Source organism: Vibrio cortegadensis (assembly GCF_024347395.1).
GTDB lineage: Bacteria > Pseudomonadota > Gammaproteobacteria > Enterobacterales > Vibrionaceae > Vibrio > Vibrio cortegadensis.
In genome coordinates this window covers 1,343,632-1,369,709 of the sequence record NZ_AP025472.1, presented here as the reverse complement: position 1 = coordinate 1,369,709, position 26,078 = coordinate 1,343,632, and the positions used below count along the sequence as shown (strand labels likewise).

The 26,078-nt window shown below is 41.0% G+C and carries 24 protein-coding genes; 11 read left to right on the top strand and 13 right to left on the bottom strand.

Annotated features, from left to right (window positions below; translation table 11 throughout):
• Positions 1-150 precede the first annotated feature (150 nt).
• Both OCV39_RS06525 and OCV39_RS06520 read right to left on the bottom strand, forming a co-directional pair.
• Complete coding sequence (locus tag OCV39_RS06525) at positions 151-489, bottom strand: cytosolic protein (protein ID WP_136994501.1); 339 nt, start codon at positions 487-489, stop codon at positions 151-153.
• Positions 490-502: 13 nt separating this feature from the next.
• The gene (locus OCV39_RS06520) at positions 503-745 is read right to left on the bottom strand and encodes a hypothetical protein (protein WP_253825308.1); all 243 of its coding nucleotides are present in this window, start codon (positions 743-745) and stop codon (positions 503-505) included.
• A gap of 518 nt (positions 746-1,263) precedes the next feature.
• Here OCV39_RS06520 and OCV39_RS06515 point away from each other — a divergent pair.
• Genes OCV39_RS06515 through OCV39_RS06505 form a run of 3 tightly spaced genes read left to right on the top strand, consistent with a single transcriptional unit; the run spans position 1,264 to position 5,788 of the window.
• Positions 1,264-2,694 carry an ABC-three component system protein gene (locus tag OCV39_RS06515; RefSeq protein WP_261889334.1) on the top strand — a complete coding sequence of 477 codons (1,431 nt, stop codon included), beginning with the start codon at positions 1,264-1,266 and terminating at the stop codon, positions 2,692-2,694.
• Positions 2,691-3,404 (top strand): ABC-three component system middle component 1, encoded by a 714-nt coding sequence (locus OCV39_RS06510; protein WP_261889333.1) that lies wholly within the window; start codon positions 2,691-2,693, stop codon positions 3,402-3,404. Before OCV39_RS06515 ends, OCV39_RS06510 begins: the two co-directional genes overlap by 4 nt.
• Positions 3,401-5,788 (top strand): AAA family ATPase, encoded by a 2,388-nt coding sequence (locus OCV39_RS06505; protein WP_261889332.1) that lies wholly within the window; start codon positions 3,401-3,403, stop codon positions 5,786-5,788. The genes OCV39_RS06510 and OCV39_RS06505 overlap by 4 nt, the downstream gene beginning before the upstream one ends.
• Positions 5,789-6,023: 235 nt before the next feature.
• Here the strand turns inward: OCV39_RS06505 and pheT are convergent, their stop codons facing one another.
• From pheT to OCV39_RS06485, 4 genes are all read right to left on the bottom strand, one after another.
• Complete coding sequence (gene pheT / locus OCV39_RS06500; RefSeq protein ID WP_261889331.1) at positions 6,024-8,429, bottom strand: phenylalanine--tRNA ligase subunit beta; 2,406 nt, start codon at positions 8,427-8,429, stop codon at positions 6,024-6,026.
• An 18-nt stretch (positions 8,430-8,447) separates the two neighbouring features.
• Positions 8,448-9,431, bottom strand: coding sequence for a phenylalanine--tRNA ligase subunit alpha (gene pheS, locus OCV39_RS06495; protein ID WP_113795726.1), 984 nt, complete (start codon positions 9,429-9,431; stop codon positions 8,448-8,450).
• Positions 9,432-9,883: 452 nt separating this feature from the next.
• Positions 9,884-11,002, bottom strand: a complete 1,119-nt coding sequence (locus OCV39_RS06490) for a GGDEF domain-containing protein (protein ID WP_261889330.1) — start codon at positions 11,000-11,002, stop codon at positions 9,884-9,886.
• Between the two features lie 158 nt (positions 11,003-11,160).
• Positions 11,161-12,015 carry a sulfurtransferase gene (locus OCV39_RS06485; RefSeq protein WP_261889329.1) on the bottom strand — a complete coding sequence of 285 codons (855 nt, stop codon included), beginning with the start codon at positions 12,013-12,015 and terminating at the stop codon, positions 11,161-11,163.
• Positions 12,016-12,357: 342 nt separating this feature from the next.
• Here OCV39_RS06485 and OCV39_RS06480 point away from each other — a divergent pair, with 342 nt between their 5' ends.
• From OCV39_RS06480 to OCV39_RS06470, 3 genes are all read left to right on the top strand, one after another.
• Positions 12,358-13,965: an ABC-F family ATPase gene (locus OCV39_RS06480; protein ID WP_084654970.1), complete on the top strand. Its 1,608-nt coding sequence runs from the start codon at positions 12,358-12,360 to the stop codon at positions 13,963-13,965.
• Positions 13,966-14,035: 70 nt separating this feature from the next.
• Positions 14,036-14,449 (top strand): VF530 family protein, encoded by a 414-nt coding sequence (locus OCV39_RS06475; protein ID WP_113795730.1) that lies wholly within the window; start codon positions 14,036-14,038, stop codon positions 14,447-14,449.
• Between the two features lie 428 nt (positions 14,450-14,877).
• Complete coding sequence (locus OCV39_RS06470) at positions 14,878-16,833, top strand: BCCT family transporter (RefSeq protein WP_261889328.1); 1,956 nt, start codon at positions 14,878-14,880, stop codon at positions 16,831-16,833.
• Positions 16,834-17,235: 402 nt separating this feature from the next.
• Here the strand turns inward: OCV39_RS06470 and OCV39_RS06465 are convergent, their stop codons facing one another.
• Positions 17,236-17,484, bottom strand: coding sequence for a DUF3297 family protein (locus OCV39_RS06465; RefSeq protein WP_029203587.1), 249 nt, complete (start codon positions 17,482-17,484; stop codon positions 17,236-17,238).
• A 531-nt stretch (positions 17,485-18,015) separates the two neighbouring features.
• Between OCV39_RS06465 and OCV39_RS06460 the strand changes: the two genes are divergently transcribed.
• A complete protein-coding gene (locus OCV39_RS06460) occupies positions 18,016-18,972 on the top strand; it encodes an IS110 family RNA-guided transposase (RefSeq protein WP_261889315.1) in 957 nt (318 codons plus the stop codon).
• A gap of 579 nt (positions 18,973-19,551) precedes the next feature.
• Here the strand turns inward: OCV39_RS06460 and catB are convergent.
• Together catB and OCV39_RS06450 are read right to left on the bottom strand one after the other, a co-directional pair.
• Entirely contained in the window at positions 19,552-20,184 is a 633-nt protein-coding gene (gene catB, locus OCV39_RS06455) for a type B chloramphenicol O-acetyltransferase (RefSeq protein WP_261889327.1), read from the bottom strand.
• Between the two features lie 153 nt (positions 20,185-20,337).
• Positions 20,338-20,730: an NUDIX hydrolase gene (locus OCV39_RS06450; protein ID WP_261889326.1), complete on the bottom strand. Its 393-nt coding sequence runs from the start codon at positions 20,728-20,730 to the stop codon at positions 20,338-20,340.
• A 198-nt stretch (positions 20,731-20,928) separates the two neighbouring features.
• Here OCV39_RS06450 and OCV39_RS06445 point away from each other — a divergent pair, with 198 nt between their 5' ends.
• Positions 20,929-21,180 carry a type II toxin-antitoxin system Phd/YefM family antitoxin gene (locus OCV39_RS06445; RefSeq protein ID WP_113796440.1) on the top strand — a complete coding sequence of 84 codons (252 nt, stop codon included), beginning with the start codon at positions 20,929-20,931 and terminating at the stop codon, positions 21,178-21,180.
• Entirely contained in the window at positions 21,177-21,437 is a 261-nt protein-coding gene (locus OCV39_RS06440) for a Txe/YoeB family addiction module toxin (RefSeq protein ID WP_113796438.1), read from the top strand. The genes OCV39_RS06445 and OCV39_RS06440 overlap by 4 nt, the downstream gene beginning before the upstream one ends.
• A gap of 135 nt (positions 21,438-21,572) precedes the next feature.
• Here the strand turns inward: OCV39_RS06440 and OCV39_RS06435 are convergent, their stop codons facing one another.
• Positions 21,573-22,022 carry a hypothetical protein gene (locus OCV39_RS06435; RefSeq protein ID WP_261889325.1) on the bottom strand — a complete coding sequence of 150 codons (450 nt, stop codon included), beginning with the start codon at positions 22,020-22,022 and terminating at the stop codon, positions 21,573-21,575.
• An 837-nt stretch (positions 22,023-22,859) separates the two neighbouring features.
• Between OCV39_RS06435 and OCV39_RS06430 the strand changes: the two genes are divergently transcribed.
• Positions 22,860-23,105, top strand: a complete 246-nt coding sequence (locus tag OCV39_RS06430; protein ID WP_261889324.1) for a type II toxin-antitoxin system CcdA family antitoxin — start codon at positions 22,860-22,862, stop codon at positions 23,103-23,105.
• The gene (locus OCV39_RS06425; RefSeq protein ID WP_171757578.1) at positions 23,105-23,422 is read left to right on the top strand and encodes a CcdB family protein; all 318 of its coding nucleotides are present in this window, start codon (positions 23,105-23,107) and stop codon (positions 23,420-23,422) included. Before OCV39_RS06430 ends, OCV39_RS06425 begins: the two co-directional genes overlap by 1 nt.
• 127 nt (positions 23,423-23,549) lie before the next feature.
• Here the strand turns inward: OCV39_RS06425 and OCV39_RS06420 are convergent, their stop codons facing one another.
• The 3 genes from OCV39_RS06420 to OCV39_RS06410 form a co-directional block, all read right to left on the bottom strand.
• On the bottom strand, positions 23,550-24,029 hold the full coding sequence (locus OCV39_RS06420; RefSeq protein ID WP_261889323.1) for a DM13 domain-containing protein: 480 nt from the start codon (positions 24,027-24,029) through the stop codon (positions 23,550-23,552).
• Positions 24,030-24,772: 743 nt separating this feature from the next.
• A complete protein-coding gene (locus OCV39_RS06415) occupies positions 24,773-25,624 on the bottom strand; it encodes an IS3 family transposase (RefSeq protein WP_261889306.1) in 852 nt (283 codons plus the stop codon).
• Positions 25,621-25,929 carry a transposase gene (locus tag OCV39_RS06410; RefSeq protein ID WP_261889322.1) on the bottom strand — a complete coding sequence of 103 codons (309 nt, stop codon included), beginning with the start codon at positions 25,927-25,929 and terminating at the stop codon, positions 25,621-25,623. The genes OCV39_RS06415 and OCV39_RS06410 overlap by 4 nt, the downstream gene beginning before the upstream one ends.
• Positions 25,930-26,078: the final 149 nt, after the last annotated feature.

Sequence of the window (26,078 nt, the reverse complement as noted above, 5' to 3'; positions counted from 1 at the left end):
TGAGCATTTAAACCATGACTTATGGCGCTCATGCTACCATGCCTCAGGTATACCAAGAGTGTGATGTTTTGGAGGGAGCAGAGAAAGCGCCCTCTCAATCAATATAGCCACTATAAAGTATGAAGTTGTAGACTGGTTGGGATGCCGATTTCAGTCCATTCGGGTTATAAAGGTTTGCTCGTCATCCACAAAAGCCACATAGTCACCGTGATAGATAAACACCCGACCACGCCCTTCAACTAGGCAGGCAAGTTGTGGGTTTAAATCTTCATCAAGATCTTTGCTTTGATATGTACCAGTATCGGTGATCACACCACGGAGTGTAGGCAAAAATCCATAGCTGCGTTTAGCTTGATCAATCAGGCTCAATTCACTGCTAATAGAGAAGTAAGATGGGATTGGGCCTGCATCTTCGATAAACATCGGTTTTAGTTCTTCAAAAGCTGTAATCACCAGCCAGTCGATGTCGTTTACATGATGGATAAACATTGTTGATAAATACCTAGTTTCTCGATAGTTCTGATGCGGGGATTCTATCACTATCAGGGGCAGAACGTAGTAGCGATTTTGTTGCTAAAGGCAAGATCAGCGCCTTCTCCCCGCTCCCGTTTTTGCCATACGCAATTTGCTCACCATCGTGAGATATAGCAATACCGTACTTAACCGTTGAATCATGAGCCATGGCATTAATGCTACCAAGTGCCATGAATACAAAGAGTGTGATGTTTAGAATTAAACGTTTCATAGTGTCTCTCTACTTACTTTAGAGGGAACACAGAAAGCGCCCCTCTCAATCAATATAGTCACTATAAAGTGTGAAGTTGTAGGCGGGTCAAGTCATGCTTCCTACTCTCACTTATATAATTCGTAGTGTACCTTTTGGTAATCCAATAAGAATACTCTTGATCAAACATCAACATCACAAGCAAGAGACAAGACCAACCAATGACTGACAGCCTAAAAAAGAATGATCAGGCATAATACACTCAATTCAACGTTTCAAAGCATATACTTAAGTTTCGTTGATTGAAGTAACTGCTTTCAACTAACTGAAGATTCGACCTTTTATTACTTTTCAATGAGCATAATAGGGAGTAAGTCAAATTTTGAAGTATGTGTCTCGTGTTATATTCATGCGCAAGTTCAGTGGTGATTATAGTCATAGTTGTGAAGGTCTAAGCGATACAGCTTAAAGAAAATAACACTTAACAAAATGTTATCACCACAGATTCGTTTCATACACAGTGACATGGGAGTCCTTAGATGGCTTTTGATGCATCACCATCTTGGAGTGGCTTTAACTATCAAGGAAAGGTGGCTCTTTACTACACTTTACGACAAATCAATTCTCTTCCGTTAAACACCGATTTCTCAAATCTGAGCTTGGTGCTAGAGGACAACGAAGATTTTGAGATACGTGATAGCGGTAACTTTGTTTCCTTTCATCAAGTGAAAGCTTATAACACTTCTTCATACAGCAAATATTCAGATGCGTTGTTGGAAATTACTTTAGAGTTATCAAAACAACCAAATGTACTAGGAAAAATCCACACGTGGAAGCAGGTAAATCCGAAGACTGATTTTACGAACATAATTGATTCGTTAAGAGATGACATTCAATCAATTATTGATGAGTATAGATTAGCAAACCCCAAAACAGGTGATAGTTATATTGAAAAGGCAGTATCTAACACATCAAATAGACCAAAGCCCTCATCGATAATCCGTTCTGCGTTTCCTAGTTACTCAGCATCAAATATATCCTCTGAACTAGACAGAATAGTTAAAAATCAAAACAATGCAATCTCACGTTTAGAGGCGTATATCTACGATGACGGAAATAGCTATTGCGACCTTAGTTCGATAAACCTAAAAATTAAATCCGAAATATCGAAATTGTTGTCATCAAGGAACTTAGTCAATACCCCAGAACGTATTCAGAAAACGTTACACCACTTCTTGGGAATAATAGATAGTTACATAATAGATAGACACAAAGCTAAACAAAGTACTGATAAATTATCTATTGGCTTTGTTGAAATTATCGAGGCCGTGACTCAGGATCACGAGGGCATCGGTCTACAATATCTATCATACGCATTTAAAGATCAGTTTGCATATTTGATGGATGAATACATAAACGATCCAACCTTATACCAGGAAGTTGGTGATAAATGTAATTTGAAAGAATCAAAGAATATTCTTTTGAGCCTAGGTGCATTGGAGCTATGGACCTACTACAGGCACTTTTGTCCACATATAAATCTACAAGAACTAAATAATACTGACAACGCTATAAATGTTGATAAAAATGGTATTAGATTTGTACTTCTAAAAATATTACATGAGTTAGATTATAATTGTATATCCAATATAAAAGAGAAGTGTCAAATGTTGTATAAAACAACATCTTTGCCCATTAAACGATTTCTTCCCAGTACAATAATGGTAGGTGTACCAATTGCCTATATAGAGAGGCAAATAATATCAAACAGCAATATGTGGGAATTTCTCTTTGAAATTGAAAATATTATCTATGATGGTCCAGATGTTCACGTATTTTCACCTAAAACATTGACTCATACTGAAGCTCCAATTGGAGAGGATGACGATCCTCGCTCTAAGAGAGATGATATGTTAACTGACATATCTTTAGTTCCAATATCAAATGTTAAGGTGGCACTAAGCTCATGAATAAACTAATAAATCGAATTTTAATTAGCAATGGATACCAGGAAACTGAGGTATTTTTACACCAGGATTCTGCGGAACTAAACCTATTCAAACCTAATCTGGGGAATCACCGACAAGAATATTTCTTAGTCGTAAAACTTAATGATCAGTCTGATGAATCAGCTCGAAAGTTTCTTGATATTCACACTCAAGATTGGTTTGATAAAATAAATACAAGTGGTTTAGTTGAACAAGAGTTTGCCAAGAACTGCACTCTAATTCTTTGCCACAAAGAAGACAAGATCGATAGAAACACTCTCTTAATGATCGAAGAAGATCAGTACAATTTTAAAAAAAACATAATAACTTATTCAGATAGTGAATTATTAGATTTACAGAGTTATATAGATAAAAATCAGTTATCTGAAATAAGCGAAGGTGTAATTAATAGTATAATAAATCAAAATGGAGGAATGAGCTTTCTTCACTTCAAAAGTAACAATAAGGAACAAAAAGATTACTATTCACTAATACTAAAGATAATTTTGAAACTTCCTTTTATTAGTTACTTACCTCAAGAACAAGAGTTGAGTAATCTATTAGGTGATATCGAACATTCTTTTTCATCCAATCAATTAAGTATTTATAAGAAGCTAACTGAAAGCAGTGATCTATGGGTAGAAGATGAGATAGAAAAGAAAATAGAAGATATATGGGGAACGGATTCATGATTCGACTTACTAAAGTTACATTTACTAACTTCAAGATATTTGGAGAAGAGCCTTACACGATCAACTTTTCAGATCAACGTCTAATACTACTAGATGGTCCCAATGGTTACGGAAAAACTTCTGTATTTGATGGTATAGAGCTTGGTCTAACAGGAAACTTAGAGCGCCTGATCTCACTTGAAGGGCGCCAGAACCCTACTGATATCGTAGTTGCTCATAAAGGCAGAGATAATGTAAAAATCGAACTTGTATTCACTGATAATAACGGAAATTCCAGAATTTTCATTCGGATGTTAAAATCAAACGTGCCTAATAGCGCCAAGAAAATATCCAAGTTCCAAGAATTGTGGGATATATATGAATCTATTGATGGCGTATTGACTCCCTCAAGTCAGAATCAATTAGATCTATACTTTGATAGTAGTCATTTTAAACGTGATTTTTTACTCTTTCATTATGTTCAACAAGAAGAAACTTCCCGATTTCTTAAATCAAAGAATGAAACTCAGCGAGCAGAAGAGCTGGCACAGTTGTTTGGTAACACCCGTGAAGCTGATGATAAACTTAAACGACTGGTTGAAATCAAAGGGAAAATATCTAATAAAAAGCGGGAAAACATATCTACAATTGATCAGATTAAAGAGCGTTATAGTATTGATGTAGATACAAGTGAAGGCGTGGAAAGTTCAGATGAACATTTTTACATTTTACCTTGGCTAAATAAAAGTAATAATCTTGTTGTTTGGGACGCAGAAAACATCTCTGACCTAAACGAAGAAAAGTTGAATACCTCACTGAAAGAAGTTGAATATATCAAAGGTTTTTTAACACACAAGAATTTCTTTATCAGAAATCTAAAGTTCGAAAAAGCGATAGCACAAAGAGAAGTTATTCAGTTATTTATTGGCTATGTAAACAGTATAGATGGTTACGATAAATATGTTAAAAAATCAAATGACAATAGTTTAATAAAAGGCTTTCTTTCTGAACTAACTTCTAACATGCTAGAAAGCATAACGACGACTAAATTGCTTAATGACGCATTGGAGTTATTAGGATATAACGATGGTAAAAACTTCATTAATCAACTAAACGAGTTGATTGAGTTGGAAAAAAAATCTATAGGTTTAAATTCCGTATACTCCGAATTAGTCGCCCACCATAAAGCGATGCAGACCGATCTCAGCAATGTCCCTAAAGAATCTGCCTGCTTGTTATGTGGTCACGACCACAAAACCCACACAGCTCTCAGCGATGCAATTGCCAAACATGGTCATTTACTTAAGCAAGAGTTGTCTGGTCAAGACAAATTTCTCTTAAAAGCCAGAGAAGCATTTAATACTAAGTTTATTTTACCTTTAGCACGAATGTGCTCAGATTATATCGAACAGAACCCTTCTCCTTCACCGGAGGAACTGCTTGCTTTATCTAAAGCACGAAACTTAAAAAGCAGGTTCAAGAGCTTACGTGAATGGCTTCAAAAAGAAGGCATACTCTTTGAAGATCTATTAGCTTCTTCTTTTCCTATATTAGATAGTAGTAATTACATTAGAGAAGCCTCCAATACTCTATCTGAACGTATCCGCTCAGCCGTAGGGACTGCGCCACATGGATTCTACGAAACTAATGTTAATGGTGTTTTTGACCGCATATATTCTGACTATTTCGATTCAAATCTAACTCTAACTGCAGAGATACAAGAAGAACAGCTAGAAAGGAAAAAACGTTATATTAAAGGACTTTACTTTAATTCACTCAAAGAAGTAACAAAGAAACTAGCTAAGTTGAACAAAGCTATAGCTTTACAAGAAAAAGCAGAGGCAGAAGTCAATGTACTCGTTAGGATAGTAAAGAGCAAAATAAAACAATATAGAAAAAAACTGATTACAGAGATAGAGATTCCATTCTATATCTACTCAGGAAAAATACTCCAGTCTCACCAAGCTGGCTTAGGTCATGGAATCTTTATAAAGGATCCAACAGGTAATGATGAGCTAAAGAATGTAAGACTAGTATCTAATTGGGAAAGCGACCATGATATTCTTAATACCATGAGTTCAGGACAGATCTCAGCAATAGTGATATCTCTAACACTAGCTCTACACAGGGTATACTCTTCCCGCTTCTCTTGTATTCTGATAGACGATCCTGTGCAAACCATGGATGATATAAACATGTCGTCGTTAGTAGAAGTTCTAAGGAATGACTTCAAGGATAGGCAAGTAATTTTGTCCACACATGAAGACAAAGTGGCAAGGTACTTTACTTATAAATACTTAAAACATAATGAAAGCGTTAAAATTGTAAATTTAATGCAAAGAAAAGAGTATATACCGACAAATCGTTTTATATACAGAAAAGGAGAGTTGGAACCTCAAGCTTAAAACAGACTTGGTCCTTATTAGGGGTACTGGTAGATAAGATTATTTACATACAGGAAGCCCCTTCTAATATGTACATTATACGAGCTGATCTGAACAAACTTATCCATAAATTTCTAGTTTAAGGGCATTTTTGACAAGCTTTTGCTAATTCTAAGTTAGAGCCCTCTATTTTACCAACCCAACAAAAAAGGCCTCGCAATGCGAGGCCTTTGATTTTTCTATCTATCAGAAGAGATTAGTCGCGAAGTGCTGCGCCGAATTTCTCTGAGATTGAAGCTACGATAGCATCTACTGAACCAGCGATGTCTGCATCTTCAAGTGTGCGCTCTACAGACTGTAGACTAAGTGCGATAGCTAGGCTCTTCTTACCTTCTTCAACGCCTTGACCAACGTATACGTCGAACAGTTTAGCGCCTGTTAGGAATTCGCCACCAGCAGCGATACACGCATCTACGATGTCGCCAGAAGCAACTGCTTCGTCAACAACAACAGCGATATCACGACGGTTTGCAGGGAACTTAGATACGGCTACTGCTTCTGGAAGCACGCGAGTGTTGATAGCTGCCCATTCGATTTCGAATACGATAGTACGGCCGTTAAGACCAAACTTACGCTCTAGTTCTGGGTGAACAGTACCAATGATACCCACTTCTTTGCCGTCTACTACGATAGCCGCAGTTTGACCTGGGTGAAGTGCTGGGTGCTTCGCTGCTTTGAAGCTGTATGCGATTTCGTTTGCAGAAAGCTCAAGAACGGCTTCTAGGTCACCTTTAAGATCGAAGAAATCTACAATGTTAGTTGCAATGTCCCAGTGCTCTTCGCCACGAGTACCAGAGATAACGCCCGCAAGCATCATTTCTTGGCGCATGCCGTTTTCAGCTGTTGCTTCAGGGATGAAACGTAGGCCTGATTCGAATAGACGAACGCGAGACTGTTGACGCTTCTGGTTGTGAACAACTGTGTTTAGAAGACCTTGGATTAGGCCAAGACGCATTGCTGACATGTCCGCAGAGATTGGGAATGGCAGGATTAACGGCTCAACACCAGGTACAACCAATTTTTGCTGTTCTGGTTCTACGAAACTGTATGTGATTGCTTCGTGGTAGCCACGGTCTACAAGAAGGTCACGAACGCGCTTAAGCGGTTGGTTAGCTTCTTTGTGGTCATTCATTTTAAGTGCCGCTTTAGGCGCTTGGTTTGGAATGTTATCGTAACCGTAGATACGACCTACTTCTTCAATTAGGTCTTGCTCGATTGCGATATCAAAACGCCAAGATGGAGACGTTGCCGTCCAACCTGCGTCTGTGCTTTCTGTATCTTCAACAACAGCTACTTCACAACCTAGGCGAGTAAGAATTTCCACTACGTCTGTAGATGGGATTTCGTGACCTAGTAGGCTGTCTAGCTTAGCGCGACGTAGAGCAACTACGTTTGCTTTAGGAAGATCAGCTTCAGATTCGCTGCCGTTTACTGGCGCAACTTCACCACCGCAGATTTCAACTAGAAGCTGTGTTGCACGCTCCATTGCTGCTGCTTGAAGTGTTGAATCAACACCACGTTCGAAACGTAGAGAAGAATCAGTGTGAAGGCCGTAAGCACGTGCGCGACCACGGATGTGATCCGGTGCGAAGAATGCAGCTTCAAGAAGTACGTCTGTCGTTTCAGTAGTAACACCTGAATCTTGACCGCCAAAGATACCAGCGATTGCTAGTGCTTTGTTTTGGTCTGCGATAACAAGTGTGTTGCTGTTTAGTTCAGCTTCGTTGCCATCTAGAAGTGTTAGCTTTTCGCCCTGCTCTGCTAGACGAACCACGATACCGCCTTCGATCTTAGCAAGATCAAATGCGTGCATTGGTTGGCCTTGCTCTAGCATCACGTAGTTTGTGATGTCTACAACTGGGTCGATTGAACGGATACCGCAACGACGCAGTTTTTCTTGCATCCAGATTGGAGATTCCGCTTTCACGTTTACGTTCTTAACCACACGGCCAAGGTAACGTGGACAAGCATCAGTTGCTTTGATTTCAACAGATACTGTGTCTTCAATGCTTGTTGCAACAGCTTCAACTGTTGGCTCTGTAACGTCTGCGCGGTTTAGTACGCCAACTTCACGAGCAAGGCCACGGATGCTGAAGCAGTCTGCGCGGTTTGCTGTTAGGTCTACGTCGATAGTTACGTCGTTAAGCTCAAGAAGCTCACGTACGTCCATACCTAGCGTTGTGCCTTCTGGCAGCTCAAGGATGCCGTCAGACTCTACGTCGATACCTAGCTCAGAGAAAGAACAAAGCATGCCGTGCGATGGAACGCCGCGTAGTTTTGCTTTCTTGATTTTGAAGTTGCCAGGCAGTACTGCGCCAACAGTTGCTACTGCTACCGTTAGGCCAAGACGACAGTTAGATGCACCACATACGATGTCTAACAGCTCTTCTTCGCCGATATCAATTTTTGTAACTTGTAGTTTGTCTGCGTCTGGGTGCTGACCGCACTCAACCACTTTACCTACTTTAACGCCGGTGAATTCACCAGCAACAGGTTCTACATCGTCAACTTCCAAACCAGCCATAGTGATTTGGTGAGCTAGCTCTTCGCTGTTAATTGCAGGTTTAACCCACTCGCGTAGCCAAGATTCACTGAATTTCATAGTTTTGACTGCCCCGGATTACTTGAATTGTTTAAGGAAACGTAAGTCGTTCTCGAAGAACGCACGAAGGTCATTTACGCCGTAACGAAGCATCGTTAGACGCTCTACACCCATACCGAATGCAAAACCAGAGTATTTCTCAGGGTCGATGCCAACAGAGCGAAGTACGTTAGGGTGAACCATGCCACAGCCTAGAACTTCTAGCCATTTGCCATCTTTACGTTTCACGTCAACTTCAGCTGAAGGCTCTGTGAACGGGAAGAATGAAGGACGGAAACGCACTTCAACTTCTTCTTCAAAGAAATTACAAAGGAAATCGTTAAGAATACCTTTAAGTTGTGCGAAGTTTACGTTCTCATCCACTAACATACCTTCCACTTGGTGGAACATTGGCGTGTGAGTTTGGTCGTAATCGTTACGGTAAACACGGCCCGGAGCAATAAAGCGGAAAGGTGGCTTGCCGTTTTCCATTGTACGGATCTGAACACCAGACGTGTGCGTACGTAGCATTAAGTCTGGGTTAAAGAAGAACGTATCGTGGTCAGTACGAGCTGGGTGATCGTCTGCGATGTTGAGTGCATCGAAGTTGTGGAATGCATCTTCGATTTCAGGGCCAGACTCAGTGCTAAAGCCAAGCTCACCAAAGAACTGTTCGATACGCTCAACAGTGCGAGTAACAGGGTGAAGACCACCGTTCTCAATGCGACGACCTGGTAGGCTCACATCGATAGTTTCTGCAGCTAGCTTCGCTTCAAGCTCTGCACGTTGTAGTGCGTCTTTACGAGCTGCGATCGCTTGTTGAACAGCACCTTTCGCTTTGTTGATCTCTTGACCAGCAGTGCGACGCTCTTCAGGTGGAAGTTTACCTAGGCTTTGTAATTGAAGAGTTAATTCACCCTTCTTACCTAAATACTGAACTCGCACGTCATCAAGTGCGACTAACGAATCAGCGCTTTCAATCGCTGTCGTTGCATTAGCAATGATCTCTTCTAGATGTTGCATCGTATCCTCATCTACCCAGTGGTAGTTCCATAAGGGAGTATTGGTATTTTGAATAGCTATACATAGTAATCAAACAGACAAGCAATGCCAAATTGAATATTGAAATGAAGCGGTTATCGGACGATATTTCATCAATAACCTTAAACAATAAATTCAAATGGATAGAAATTTGTGGAAAAAGGCCAAAATTAGCCAAATTTAAAGAGAACGGGATATTTGAAATGATTGCGAATATTGTAAAAATTGCGCTGCGCTTTGCCGTATTTTCGTGTCAAAGCGAGGGTAATACTGTTGAAATGACGGTGAGGGCTTGGTTTATAGACGCGATATTTTACATTCACGCGACTTCTAATCCCTTACACTCACCTCAGAAAAAGTGGTAAACAGAAAGAGTGATCAATCAACGTTAAAAGGCCAAACCACATTAACGATTATTGACTCTGCGATGTAGTTTAAGATTCTGTTGGTTCGTTGCTCTTAACGCAATTTTTACCCGCTTGTTTCGCTAAGTAGACGGATTCATCTGCCGCTTTGATCAAGTCGTTATACGTCACCATTTGCTCGGTACGCTGCGCCACTCCAATGCTAATACTTCCCTTCCAGCGACCATCACCCACCGGTATGTTCAGCTTTTCCACTTCAAACCTTGTTAACTCTGCAATATGCAATCCACCAACTAAATTGGTTTGCGGACATATAACAAAAAATTCATCACCTCCAAGACGACACACAAAATCATCACTTCTGAACGCATCTTTTAACGCTTGAGATAATTCAATCAAGACGATATCACCGGCATCATGCCCGTAAGTGTCATTGACATACTTGAAGTGATCCGCATCGATCATGATGCAAACCAAAGGCAAATCTAACTCGGTAGACTCGTTCCAGTAGCTATTTAACTGCTTCATTGCATGACGGCGGTTAGGCAACTTCGTGAGAACATCAGTAAGCGATAGCTGTTCAAGTTCTCTATTGGCAAGCAAAAGCTGTTGTGTTCTTTTCTCTACCATATCTTCTAGAGATTGATTCAATTTCAACAACTGCTTATTTCTGACTGAGACTTGCTCAAAAAGTCCATTCAATGCGTTAAGTAATGGCTCTGTTGAACTATCAACCTCTTTTTCACCTTGCTTATACGCTTCTTCTGGCGAAACCCCAGACTCAATCGCCTTCACTTGGCGAGCCATATTTTGATCAATACCGAGTATGTGATAAGCCAGCCAATGGATAAGGAAGTCTAAAAGCAGCTCCGCACTTTTTGGATCTTCTTCGGTGATAAAGGCTTGCATACCCATCACTTCAGACATAAATGACCGATGCATTTCAATGTGGTATTCAAGGTGTGCAGGATAGATATTGGTATCCCTCATCATTGCTTCTTCTTCGCGAAAGTGAAACTCCGCATAGCGAGAAAGCTCAAACAGAGCGACGTTAATATCGCTAAATGACAAGGTATTTTCTGATAATAATGAGCCATACTTGTTGATTATTTCGACTAAAAACTGATGCTGTTCATCGACATCATCGAGGCCCGTTTCAAAGTTTTTATCCCACTGGAATGATTTCATTACTATCGTACCTGCTATTCACTCGACATCGTTCAAGCGACCAAATGATTATTTTATATAATGGTAGTTTACACAAAGGCGGAACCTACATTCGGTTGACCTACTTAAAAAATGACATAGATCCGCAAACAAACCTGTTTAATCAACGATTTTATTTTTTAAGTACGATTACTGAACGAATTAACAGGCAATGATGGGCAAGATCCCCACTCTGCCCACGAACCATCGTATAAACGACAATCCATTTTTCCCACAACACAGGCCGCCAATAATATGATGCAAGCCGTAATCCCTGAACCACAACTGAAAATAAGAGGCTTATTCTCATGCTTTAGATGTACAGTAAACAGTTCATCCAACTCTTTAACTGATTTATAGCAGAGACCGTCAAGCACTTGTGCAAATGGTAGGTTGATTGAATTGGGAATGTGTCCACTTCGCACCCCTTCTCTTGGCTCGGCAGCATTGCCACTAAAGCGTTCTGAACCACGAGCATCAATAACCATATATTTGGCTGATGTGAGATTGTCAAAAACAAAACCTGATGTGCAAACACGATGAGGTTGATAATTGGTTACTAGATTGTCAGCACCATTTGAAGACACTTCCAAAGAGTCAGTGGTCGCTTTCCCTTCTTCTATCCACTTAGGTAAACCACCATCTAGAACATAACTATTTTCAAATCCCATCGATTGCAAGATCCACCATGCCCTAGGCGCAGAATAGATACCTTGATTATCATAAATCACAACAATACTGTCTGATTGAATACCGAGCTTTTGCGCTGCTATCGTAAATTGATCTACGGTTGGGAAGGCATGAACCTGTGTCGACTCTTTATCGATGAACACGTTTTCTAAATCAAACTTGCGGCTTTGAGGAATAAAAGTAGGGATTTGATAGACGAGAGGCTCTTTACCAATGACAGTCTCCATACTGGCATCTAATACAATGACATTCTTGTTATTTAAGTTTTGAGCCAACCATTCGGTCGTCACTAATGGACTTCCCATCCTATACCTCCAGAATCAAAAGATTATAACATTCACGCTTACATCACGCAGAAAGAGAGACACTACATGAAATACTCATATTATGCGAAATGCAGGCCTACACCCAATACCGATTTCTGACTCTAATGAGCATCAACACCCTCCAAGCCACTACTTTTTACTATTTTTGTCAAATGTTAGCCTTCATTTCTTTGCTATCAAACTTAAATAAACCGCAACTAGACTACATTTATCTTTACAACTCTGTATAATGCGCCGCCTATTTGCCCTTACTTTCGCATCGCTAAAATTGGCTATCGTGTCAATTGTTCGGCTTGTCAGTACACACCTAGGAATACTTCTTTGATATCTACCGCAAACATCACAATGCAATTTGGCGCTGAGCCTTTATTTGAAAACATTTCTGCCAAATTCGGTAATGGTAATCGCTATGGTTTAATTGGTGCGAACGGATGCGGAAAATCCACCTTTATGAAGATCCTAAGCGGCGCACTGACACCAAGTTCAGGCAATGTCTCTATCACTCCCGGACTAAAACTTGGTGTTCTTAGCCAAGACCAATTCGCATTCGAACAGCATAATGTTATTGATGTTGTGATTATGGGTGATAAGAAACTTTGGGAAATCAAGCAAGAGCGTGACCGTATTTACGGCTTACCTGAGATGAGCGAAGAGGACGGCATGAAAGTAGCCGAACTCGAAAGTGAATTTGCGGAAATGGATGGCTACAGCGCAGAGAGCCGTGCAGGTGACATCCTTCTTCAAGCTGGTATTGAAGAGGAACTTCATTTTGGTTTGATGCAACATGTTGCGCCAGGCTGGAAACTTCGTGTTCTTTTGGCACAGGCTCTTTTTGCGAACCCTGATATTTTGCTACTTGATGAACCAACCAACAACTTGGATATTCACACCATCAATTGGTTAGCTGAGGAACTGAATCAACGTAAATGTACGATGATCATCATTTCCCACGACAGACACTTCCTAAACTCTGTTTGTACTCATATGGCAGACATTGATTACGGTGAACTTCGTATTTACCCGGGTAACTACGAATACTTCCTTGAAGCTTCAGGTTTGATCCGCGATCAGCTTCTTGCAAGTAATGCGAAGAAGAGTGCTGAAATCAGCGAGCTTCAAGATTTCGTAAACCGTTTCGGTGCGAACGCTTCTAAAGCGAAACAAGCGAGCTCTCGCGCTAAAAAGATGGATAAGATTAAGCTGGATGAAGTGAAATCAACGAGCCGTATTAGCCCATCGATTGACTTCGGCGAAGGTAAAAAGCTTCACCGTCTAGCTCTTGAGCTTGAAAATGTTGGTCATGCTTTTGAAGATGAAGTGCTGTTCGAAGGCGGCAACTTAATCCTTGAGGCTGGAACTCGATTAGCGGTCATCGGCGAAAATGGTGTCGGTAAAAGTACCCTACTTCGCTGCTTAGTGAATGATCTTAAGCAAAATGAAGGCATCATTAAATGGTCTGAAAATGCGTCTGTGGGTTACTGCCCTCAAGATAGCACTGCTGACTTTGACAACGATTTATCCATTTTCGATTGGATCTCTCAGTGGCGTACAGCGAAGCATGATGATCTTATGGTTCGTGGCATTCTAGGTCGTTTACTCTTTACCGCTGATGATGCTAACAAAAAAGCTAAAAACTGTTCTGGTGGTGAGAAAAACCGTCTGCTTTTCGGTAAGCTAATGATGCAAGACATCAACGTACTGGTGATGGACGAACCAACGAACCACATGGATATGGAAGCAATTGAAGCCTTAAACAGTGCGCTTAAAGTGTATACTGGCACACTCATTTTTGTCAGCCATGACCGCGAATTTGTGTCATCATTGGCTACGCGCATTATTGATGTGAAAGACAAAAAGCTTGTCAACTTCCAAGGTACCTACGAAGAGTATCTGGATCACCAAACAAAAATGCTGCAAGTCGCTTTATAATTAAGCGATTTTAATAATTTAAATACATAGCCGCCGCTGAAAACTGCGGCTATTGCGTAAGGAATTCTTTATGACTGATGAAGAAAGAATCGAACTTCAACAGAACAACCCACTGCATGGTCTTAAACTAGAAACTCTACTGCAAGAACTTGTTGATCACTACGGTTGGGAAATTTTAGATACGGCAATGCGTCTGAACTGCTTTAATACCAAACCAAGCATCGCCAGCAGTATCAAATATTTGAAAAAAACGGAATGGGCAAGAGAGAAAGTGGAAAATTTCTATCTTTACCGTTTCAAGCGTATGCCAAAAGCATCCGATCTTGAATACGACATGCCTCCTCGTTCTCGTACATTTAAGCATGGTCTTGAGCCAAGAGAACCTATGGAATTGACTGTTGAGTCTATCCTGCTTTCTCAAGCAAAATCGGCATCTGCTCATAAAGAGAGAGCATCTCGCGGCCGAGGTCAATACCGTCGCTAATTGACACCAAAAGAGATAAGCCAAATCATCCATATTGATTTGGCTTTTTTTTGTTTGAATTCCGTCAAAACACACGATGGTTTTCTTAGCTTTTTTACTCTCCTCACGAGTAATATTTATCTATCTGATCACCATTTTCACTTTCAAATTCATCACTCACCTCTTTAAATTTCCATCATTATATTCACGCCAAATATAATGAAAAATCAGCATAAATTTATATCGACAAAAATAGAATTTGGGATTATTTTAGCGCAAATTTAACCACGCCAATTCAGGGTCTTCTCACCAACGTTTTACGCTTCAAAGCTAACTACTCGCACACTATTTAAACTTGTCGCTTCAATTACCCCCTACCTGATATTCAAGTAGTGGGGGCGATTCTGTGTGCGCTCGATTAATACTGTTTATTTGTTACGGAACATAACATGAACAAACACTTTGAACTTATCGACAAACCCACTTTTTTCGGTGCTTTAATACTACTTTTTTCAGTGATCACTCCTTTACTCATTTTCCCTACAGAGGGGGCAGAATGGATTTCAATCGCTAAATCTTTCATGACAGACAAGTTAGGCTTTGCTTATCTAGCGCTTGGGCTAGCGGCGTTCTTTTTCATGATTTATATCGTTTTTTCTGACATTGGCCAAATCAAGCTAGGGGATCCCGATGAAGATGCGGAATTCTCACTGGCCTCTTGGGCAGCCATGCTATTTTGTGGTGGCATAGGGGCGAGTATCCTATATTGGGGAACGATTGAGTGGGCTTATTACTACCAAAACCCACCTTTCCAATTAGAGTCAGGAAGTGAGGAAGCCGTACGCTGGGCAGCGACTTACGGTATCTTCCATTGGGGTCCGATCGCTTGGTGTATTTACATGATCCCAGCCATCCCTATCGCTTACTTCTTTTATGTCCGCAAGCAACCGGTTTTAAAAGTGTCAGCGGCTCTTATGCCTGTGATTGGCGAAGCCCATAGCTTTGGTAAGCTTGGAAAATTTATCGACATCTTGTTTATTTTCGGTTTATTGGGTGGCGCGGCAACCACTCTCGGACTTGCTGCTCCTTTGATTAATGAAGGGATTAGCTATCTATTTGGTATTCCTGCCACCACAGGAAGTCAGATTGGTGTCTTACTGCTTTGTACGGCTATTTTCGCTTACTCTTCTTATAAAGGGATGGACGAAGGCATTAAGGTTCTCAGTAATATCAATTTCTGGGGAGCGATTGGCCTTCTGCTCTTTGTTCTATTCTGTGGCCCAACAATATTCATGCTGGAAACAGGCTTAGACTCCATTGGTCGTATGCTTTCAAACTTCTTTGTGATGGCAACTTGGGCTGAACCTTTTGGCGGCATGGGTACTTTCGCCAATACTCACTTCCCTCAAGATTGGACGATTTTTTATTGGGCTTGGTGGCTCGTGTTTGCGCCAAGCATGGGGTTATTTGTTGCGCGGATCTCTCGTGGACGAACCATAAAACAGATGGTTTCTGGAGCCGTTTTCTTTGGTTCGTTAGGCTGCGCGATGTACTTTATGATCTTAGGTAATTATGGGTTATCGCTACAGTTATCTGGTCAACTTGATGTGGTTGGTATCTTAAATGCCGAAGGAGCAACTCGAGCGATTTTCTCGATTTTAGAGCAACTGCCATTTAGTACTGTAATCATCGCGTTGTTCACCGTGCTATGCATCATTTTCACGGCCACAACGTTCGATTCTATTTCTTATATCTTAGCCTCTGTTGTACAGACAAACGTAACTGAAGATCCAATGCGTTGGAACCGTCTATTTTGGGCATTCACCCTATCCTTCATGCCCTCGGTTCTAATGTTTATGGGTGGACTTGCTACATTACAAACTGCGGCCATTGTCGGTGGCTTACCCCTGCTTGTGATTGCTGTCATGCTGATGGTCTCTGGCGTAAAAGCGGCAATGTTGGATTTGAGCCATCAAGATGATTACGTTGATCCTGTCATCAACATATCAGATCTCCCTGAAGTCGATCCTTGGAGCAAAGAAGGCCAAGCTCTCGCTCGTTTTGAGCTACTTCGCGATAGTGCAATTGACGCTGCAAACATCGAACGCGAGTCCATTGAGGCCATTTGGAAACTCAAAAAACAACTGCGTCGTGAAGCACTTGCAAGAGGTGAATCGAGCTTGGAACTGGGAAATGCTCCAGATGAGATCATTGAAGAGTTACGGCTGTTAACCGAAGTCGCAGCAAAAGCTAAAACACAGAAACTTGAAGCATCAGAGCAAGCTCAAACCGCTCGAAGTGCTTTTAACAACCTTATGAAAGACAAAGAGTTAACTGAGGCGAGCTTAGCCCAAGAGGAGACAAAAGCCGCGATTCAAGCAAGGTTACACTCCAACATTGAGTAAGCATTTAGTCTGGTTTTGGTGGCATCGTTCTGAGTAAACGACAGTTTTATTTCCTCAGGATAAGTCACGATCACTCAAACATGCTGTCGGCTTCCATTTCGGCCTCCGGCAGTATGTACTCTAGTGTTAACGAACCGTTTCACAGTATTACACCGTGATTCAACCTCAACATATTACTGCTAAAATCAATTCATAGTCAGGGCGCCACGCGTGGAAAAGACGGTAAACTAAGTCAGTTCACTTGGTTACAACTGCTCACATCGAGGATTAAGGAATTGGGGAATTGAGGAGTAAATTTGTGAAAGGAAAAACAAGTAGTGTTATTGGTTGAAATACAACACATAAAGCAAGAAGAACCCTAAACCTTATGTGTTGATAATAAGTAATACATAGAAGCTAATTTTAGATATAGTAAGCTTCAACAGTACCTTTTAGTGTGATCAGAATTGGCTGACCACGACGATCTAATGCTTTAGGTGATGGGATTTTTACCCAACCTTCGCTAATACAGTATTCTTCAACATCAGTACGTTCTTTACCATTAAGACGGATACCGATTGGGTATTCGAAACATTCAGCCACATGGTGCGGGCTGCGTGGGTTGCCAGCAAGGTGATCTGGTAAAGTTGGTTTTGAGTTAGTATCGCTCATTTTCATGACCTGAAGTAAATAAAAAGTGCGCCATTGTAGACAATACAAGCCTTTCGCTCAAGCCTAAAAGTCAGCTCATAATAAGGCTATGGCACATAAAATAATGCACTGATTACAATTACATCAACTTAAAGTGAAAAGGTCATGGCATACACGAAAATTACAGCTCTGTTCTACCAAGGCTTAGTCTAAGGTATATGTTCCACTTTCTCCATCCGACAAAGCTTTGCTAGCTATGACCGTGCTGAGTAAACCACTGCACGTAAACACTAAATTCAAACCGGAGTAAAATCGGCAAGCGTTAGAAGTCACTCTTAAATGCTTGTATGGATAATAGGCACTCCAATCGGGTAAGGTGAGACCCAGACTTTAGCTGCAACTAAAGTTCTTCTATTTGGTAGTTCGATTAAATGATGGCTCCTCTATTGAGAGACCGATAACAAGTTCGAACGCCAGATAGAACTCCAAGCACCACACTCGAATAGTCTTCTGGGTCTCGAGCCCGCATTTGCAAGCAAGAGTTAGCTTATTATGAATACAAATACACTTCAAAACATTAATGTCGGCGTTGATACTGGCAAGTCACAATTAGATATTTACATCCGCCCTCTCGACATTTACTTCACTGTCCCAAACACCGAAAAAGGCATCCGTGATGCCATCAAAACCATTAAGAAACACAAACCTCAGCGCATCGTCATCGAAGCGACTGGCCGATTAGAAATGCCCTTCATACTCGAATGCGATAAAGCCAAATTACCTTATGTGATTGCTAATCCGTTGCGTATTAAAAAGTTCGCAGGTGCCACTGGACAACGAGCTAAAAACGACCGATTAGATGCTGCTCTTATTGCACATTATGCTGAACGTATGCAACCCGAACTCACCAAACTGAAAAGCGAAAACATTCGCCTTATGAGTGACTTAGTCGCAAGGCGCAACCAGCTACTCACCATGCAAACCATGGAAAGAAATCGGCTACAAATATTACCAAAGAATATCTCATCAACCATTACTCCTATCCTTACCGCTCTGAAGAATCAGATAGAAAAAGTTGAAGCAAAGATAGCGAAACTGATTGATAGCTGTCCTGAGTATCAAGCCAAGAATGCGATTCTCCAAAGCATGCCTGGCGTGGGTAAGGTCCTTGCGGCCTCCTTAATTAGCAATGTGCCCGAATTAGGGTTTATCTCCAATAAACAAGCATCTTCGCTCATTGGTGTCGCACCAATAACAAGAGAGAGCGGCCGCTTCAAAGGCAAACGGATGATACAAGGAGGGCGAGCTCAAGTTAGGACCGTTATGTATATGGCGATGATGTCAACTATTCAGTGTAACCCAGTTTTCAAGGCAATTTATGAACGATTACTTGCAGCAGGAAAACCAAAAAAAGTAGCGATAGTTGCTTGTATGAGGAAGATGGTTGTGATTTTAAATTCAATGCTGAGAGACGGTGTGATGTGGGATAAAAATAGCGTCAAAAATTAACTATTGACGCCATAGTCTCTTGTTATATTGCCCGCACGACAGAGCCAAGTTTAGTGCCAAGGTGCTGAATTGGTTGCAAATCTACTGGCTTTGAACTCAGAAGTAAAACGGATAGTTCGAAACTCAATCATAGACAACAAAACGCACTTGGCTAAGAAACGAAATTAGGCAAATTTGAGAAATTCGATTAGCTAGAATGACAAAGAATTCGAGCAAGAAACCTGACAACAAAGTGCGCTGAAGCCACAATTCTCAATGAAGTCCCCACGAAAAAGAAGCCGCACAAAATGAACTTGAGCCAGCAAAACTTACTAATGAGGAGACTTGCGTGACGTTGCTGCTAATTAACCAACACACTTTCTACGTCCGATGATCATTTTGATGGCAATTTTCACGAAACGGACAGGTGTGTAGCTCGGACGCAGAACGGACAATTTAACCCTTTGAATCTTATGTAATATAACGCCCAATTAAGGTGCGACAACGCTATAACACCCAAGCTAAACCATTGCGCCGTAAACACAAAATTTAAATCGGAGTAAACTCGCCACGCGTTGAGAGTCACTCTTAAATTGTTTGTTATAAGCGTACTAACGTTTTCCAATAATCATAAAGACCATCGATATTTGAAGAACACATTAAGCTCATAGCTCCCTTAACTTGTTCGTCGCTCCATTCCCACCACTTCATTTCTAACAACTGAGATATCTCAGCCTCTGTGAACCTGTAACGTATATGTTTGGCTGGGTTTGAACCGACTATTGAATAAGGAACGACATCTTTGGTAACGACTGCACGACTTGCGATAATTGCACCATCGCCGACAGATACACCACTCATAATCATGGCTTCAGTGCCAATCCATACATCATTACCAATGATCGTGTCACCCGAACGCTCAAAACCATCTTTAGCATCCGCGAAATTTTCATTGTCTTGATAGAAAAATGGAAATGTACTGACCCAGTTATTCTGATGCCCTTGATTCCCTGCCATCATAAACACCGCACCTGAACCAATTGAGCAGTAACTTCCGATAATTAACTTATCAATATCAGTTCTATCCGGTAGCAAGTAACGAGCACAATCATCGAAACTATGATTATGATAATAACCAGAATAGTAACTGTGTTCACCCACAATGATGTTTGGGTTCGTAACTTGTTCTTTCAATGATTTACCCACAAAAGGGCTTTCAAAATAGTTGTTCAACTTGATTCCTCTTGGAAGCTTATAACGCCCAATTAAGGTGCGATAACGCTATAAAACCCAAGCTAAACCATTGCACCGTAAACACAGATTTTAAATCGGAGTGAAATTGGCAAGCGTTAGGAGTCACTCTTAAATTGTTTGTTAGAACGATACTTAAAGGTAGCGCCCAACTCTAGAATACTCGGCAAGAGCCAAACTATCAGCTTCAATGCCAACAGGAACTGACGACAACGGGTACCAATCCACACTCTCAGCCTCTTGTGCTGAAATTTCGCCTGTCCAATTATCAACAACATAGTAATGGATTAATTGTAACTCGCTAGTTGGATGATAAAGTGAACAAAGGTATTTGTAAGATTTAGGGCTCACATTCAATTCTTCGTTAACTTCACGGAACAAGGTTTGGACTTGGCTTTCACCACTTTCAATATGGCCACCGGGGATATTAATTACGCCCGCATCTGTTTCTCTCGTTTCGCTGCGTTTTTCGAGTAATACACTATCGTGTTCTATCAACAAAAAAGATACGCATTCATGCACTATCATCAAATTTTCCTGTAAGTTCTAACGCCCAATTAAGGTGCGACAACGCTGTAACACCCAAGCTAAACCATTACGCCGTAAACACAAAATTCAAATCGGAGTGAAATCGCCACGCGTTGAGAGTCACTCTTAAATTGCTTGTTATGTGCCTCTAGGCTACACTGTACTTAATTACGTACACGAACACTTTGGAGCAACCAAATGGACGCTATTAGTTACACTGCCGCTCGTGCAAATTTAGCAAGTACTATGCATAAAGTTTGTAACGACCACGCACCTGTTATTATTACACGCAAAAGTGAAGAGCCTGTTGTAATGATTTCGCTCGAAGACTACAAAGCGATGGAAGAAACAACTTACTTACTCCGCTCTCCTGCTAATGCTAGAAATTTACTTGATTCAATATCAGAATTAGAATCAGGCAAAGGCGAAGTACGAGAACTAATTGAATGAAACTAACTTTTGCAACCAAAGCTTGGAATGATTATCTGTACTGGCAAACCACAGATAAAAAAATTCTAAAGCGCATAAATACTTTGATCAAAGATATCCAGCGCTCGCCCTATGAAGGGATTGGGAAGCCTGAACCTCTAAAGCATGGACTTTCTGGGTATTGGTCTCGACGTATAAACGATGAACACCGGATTGTGTACAAGTATCAAGAGGACACGATCCTCATTGCTCAAGTTAGATACCATTACGGCACATAACGCCCAATTAAGGTGCGACAACGCTATAAAAACCGAGCTAACCCATTACGCCGTAAACACAAATTTCAAACCGGAGTAAAATCGACAAGCGTTAGGAGTCACTCTTAAATTGTTTGTTAGGCTTTGATCCTACCGTTATTCAATAACCCCAGTCATAATCATCAGAAGAATAGGCCCTAGTAAAACAACCACACTAGCAAGCAAACAAAGTAATGAAATACCAAATACTCGCCAATTTGAATGAAACTCAAATTCACTCGAAGCATTAATGTCATTTTTTTCCATTTGGTAAGTCTTAACAACATACCGTGCAATTACGATATAGACAGCCGTAAACGCTGAACTAGGTACATTTTCTGGTAAGAATGGCATTAAAATGACCAGTGCAAGAATGAATAATGCGCCATATTTTAAAGTATTTTTTCGACCATTTTCATTTTTCAGAGCGACAAAATTGGCATATATAAAATACACAAGACCAACAGGACCACCTAAAGTACCACATGCCACCTGAGTTGGTGAGTAGAGCCTTTTTGCGCCTTCAATGTTATAACTTGAATTAACCAAACTGTTTGATGTATCCATATACATAATCCTTTATTTCACCGTACGACCGTACGACCTTGCGCCAATTTTTAAATGAAGGTACTACTGCTACGATAGAATATAAAGACAGAATACTCGCATAGGATAGACACACCAAATGTGACACCTGCTAACTTATTAATTATTAATATGAAACTTTAGATTACGTAAAAGCCTAACGCCCAATTAACTTGCGCAGCAACGCAATACGGTGGTCTGCATTGCGCCATAATCACTAAACCTGATTAGAAGTAAAAATGCCACGCGTTGCAAGTCAGGTTGAATTGTTTGTTAGGTGATTAATTTTACGCCTGATTTTACCAACAAAATAGACGCTTAGAATAGCTTTACGCTCTGAATGAGAAGAGACGCCCTTTTCTCTTTTACTGCTGCCTATGAATGAGAAACCGATAAATTCAAATTAGAACGATTTCAAAGCAAAAATGCCACGCTGTAGCATGTCCGCGAAATTCATCCACTGAACGTTATTTTGACGATTGACTCACAGCGAATAGAAACTGAACTTGCACTCAAAACTGTAAAAATACGCCTTTTAACATTCGTAATTTCAGATTTAAAACCACGATTCATTGAGCCAATTAACAACATCAAAATCAGGAAAAACTCTTGGGGAAAGACCATTTCACCAGACCACACCTAACGCCCAATTAAGGTGCGACAACGCTATGACACCCAAGCTTAACCATTGCACCGTAAACACCAAATTCAAACCGAAGTGAAATTGCCACGCGTTGGGAGTCACTCTTAAATTGTTTGTTATATGCTTATTTAACACCTATACTTTATGCGCACAAACAACACGCACAGGACTCCACCATGAGAAACGCATATAGTACACAAACACCAAAGAAAGCTGCAAATTTGAGCTTAAATAGTGAATTACTTGCTGAAGCCAAGCGACTAAACATAAATCTTTCAGCGACAATGGAGAAAGCACTCGAAAAAGAAGTAAGCCAGCTCCTTAAAGCTGAATGGCTAGAACAAAATTCAGATGCTCTTCACGCTTGCAATGAACTTACTGAAAATCACGGATTATTTTCCGATTCTTACCGAGTATTCTAATGTCACAATTTTCACTATACCAAAACAACGATAAAAGCACTGCTACAGCGTACCCATACTTTGTTGATGTTCAGAGTGAGTTGCTTGATACGTTAAATACTCGCTTAGTTATCCCATTAACACCTATCGAGTTATTAGAAAAGAAAGCTCCGAGCCACCTATGCCCTGTAATTCACATTGATGAAGGTGACTTCGTGATCCTAACTCATCAAATGGCTAGCGTTCCAGCTACCATTTTACGTGAGCCAGTCAATGAATTGAGCACTTTCAGAAATGAAATCATAGCTGCTATCGACTTTCTAATCACCGGCATATAACGCCCAATTAAGGTGCGACAACGCTGTAACACCCAAGCTAAACCATTGCACCGTAAACATAAATTTCAAATCGAAGTGAAACTGCCACGCGTTGGAAGTCACTCTTAAATTGTTTGTTAGGAGTGGCTCATTTTTGGTATTTAGCTGATGTGATAAACTCACCAAATGTCTCACACCATACAATGACCGTATTATATTTAGATACATCGATTCCTTTCGGTATTTTGACCACGAAGTTTTCGAAAGTCTTAACATTACCAATGCGAACCATGTTGTCTTTTAATCGATTAAAATCAGATTCAGTTTCGACAAACTCGGTTGACAGGTAAAGCTTGTAATCAGGACCGGGAGCAAGGCTTCCAGTTAATGTGATGTACTCTGGACCAACTGCTACCTGACCTTCACCCCAATGAAAGGAATCACTATCCTTGAGGTCTTTTTTGAACGTCGCGGAAAACTGTGCTTGGGAAGATAATTGAGTGACTTCAGACTCAGTTGGAGATGTTGGTGCAATAAGAATTGGCAGCATATAAATGCCTAAACCAACACCGAATGCCCCCACAGACAAGTGAGTAATAAAAAGTAATATAATTGTCTTTATTTTCATAGCAGTCCCTTCCTTAGTAACAACTTATCTTACCAACAAAACAGATACTTGAAATAACAATTGTGTCTTCATATGAAATGAAGTCTTTTCTCTCTAGCAGCTTTAATCAAATTCAACTTGAGAAGATGCCTCCAGACCACTCCTAACGCCGCATTAAGGGGTGAACAACGCCTCCACCCAACCTAAAGCATTGTACCGTAAACACTAAATTTGAAGTAGATGCAAAAATGCCAAGCGTTGAGAATCCCTCTTAAATGCTTTGTTATATTGCCCGCACGACAGAGCCAAGTTTGGCGCCAAAATGCTGAATTGGTTACAAATCTACTGGTTCTGAACTCAGAAGTAAAATGGACAGTTCGAAACTCAATCATAGACAACAAAACGCACTTGGCTAAGAAACGAAATTAGGCAAAATTTGAATAGTTCAGTTAGCCAGAATGACAAAGAATTCGAGCGAGAAACCTGACAACAAAGTGCGCTGAAGCCACAACTTTCAATGAAGTTCCCACGATAAAGAAGCCGCGAAAAATGAACTTGAGCCAGCGAAACTTACTAACGAGGAGACTTGCGTGACGTTGCAGCTAATTAACCGACACACTTTCTACGTGCGATGGTCATTTTGATGGCAACTTTCACGAAACGAACAGGTGTGCAGCTCGAACGCAGAACAAAGATAAACAGATAATTTAACCCTATGAATCTTATGCAATTGGTGTACCCCACAAAAAGTAGACAGTACATAACTACATACTTTCGTACTCAACGGGACTGACATGCCCCAACGCTGAGTGTCTTCTCTTTCGATTGTAGAACACTTCGATATATTCGAAGATCCCCATTCGGGCTTCTTCGATTGTTTGATAATCTTCTGCGTAAATCAATTCGACTTTCAGTCGACTGAAGAACGACTCCATTACCGCATTGTCCCAACAGTTACCCTGACGGCTCATGCTTGGTACTCCTCCATGCTTTCGCATGAAGTCCTGATACTTATAAGCTCTGTATTGTACACCGCGGTCTGAGTGGACTAAGACGCCTTTCGGCGGCTTGCGTGACTTAAACGCCATTTTCAAAGCGTTGGTGATGAGCAGCTCTGTCATGTTGGTATCTAATGACCAGCCCACAATGCGTCTCGAGTGAAGGTCTAACACTGTCGCGAGGTAGAGCCAACGGCTCTTTACCCAGATATAGGTGATGTCGGTGACCCACTTCTGATTGGGACTCTCGGCTTCAAAGTCTCTACGCAATAAATTATCGGCGACATTCGTCATCGCCGCGACATCTTTACTGTATTTAAACCCTTTTCCATTGCGAGCCTTAATACCCTTTTTCGCCATAATATCAGCAATATAGTTCACACTGCAGGCATAGCCTGCTTTGTTTAACTCTTCAGCTAAGCGAACTGAACCATACCTAGCCCGATACTCGGCAAAGGTACACATAACTAGCTGTTCAAAGCGGCTTCGACGCTTTGCTCGCTCGCTAAGCGAGCGACCTAACCATTTGTAGTAACCACTCGGGGACACACCTAATGCACAACACATAAGAACAACGGCATACTCACCCACATAACTTTCGATGAACTCGTACTTCACTCTTGCTGCTTCGCGAAGTACGCCGAGACCTTCTTTAGGAATTCCATCTCATCTTTAAGTCGCTTGTTCTCGCGCTTAAGCGCTCGCAGTTCTTCGGATTCTTTCTTGGAGTAATCAACACCGTCTAGGGTGTTAAACTGTTTATCAGACAAGCGGTTAAATTGACGCTTCCAGTTAGCAATCTGTTGGGCGCTGACGCCCAATTCTTTCGCAACGGATGCGGCTGTGCGACTTGGAAGCTCGGACAGACGAACTGCTTCTTTGCGGAATTCTTCGGTGTACGCTGGATTACGATGTTTAACCATAAATCACCTCTCAATTAGACCCTAGATCTAACTTAGTAAAGTGTCTACTAAACGTGGGGTACTCGGTAATATAACGCCGCGTTAAGTGGTGAGCAACGCTACCACTGCACTCAAGACATTATGCCATAAACATTGATGCATATCTTTGA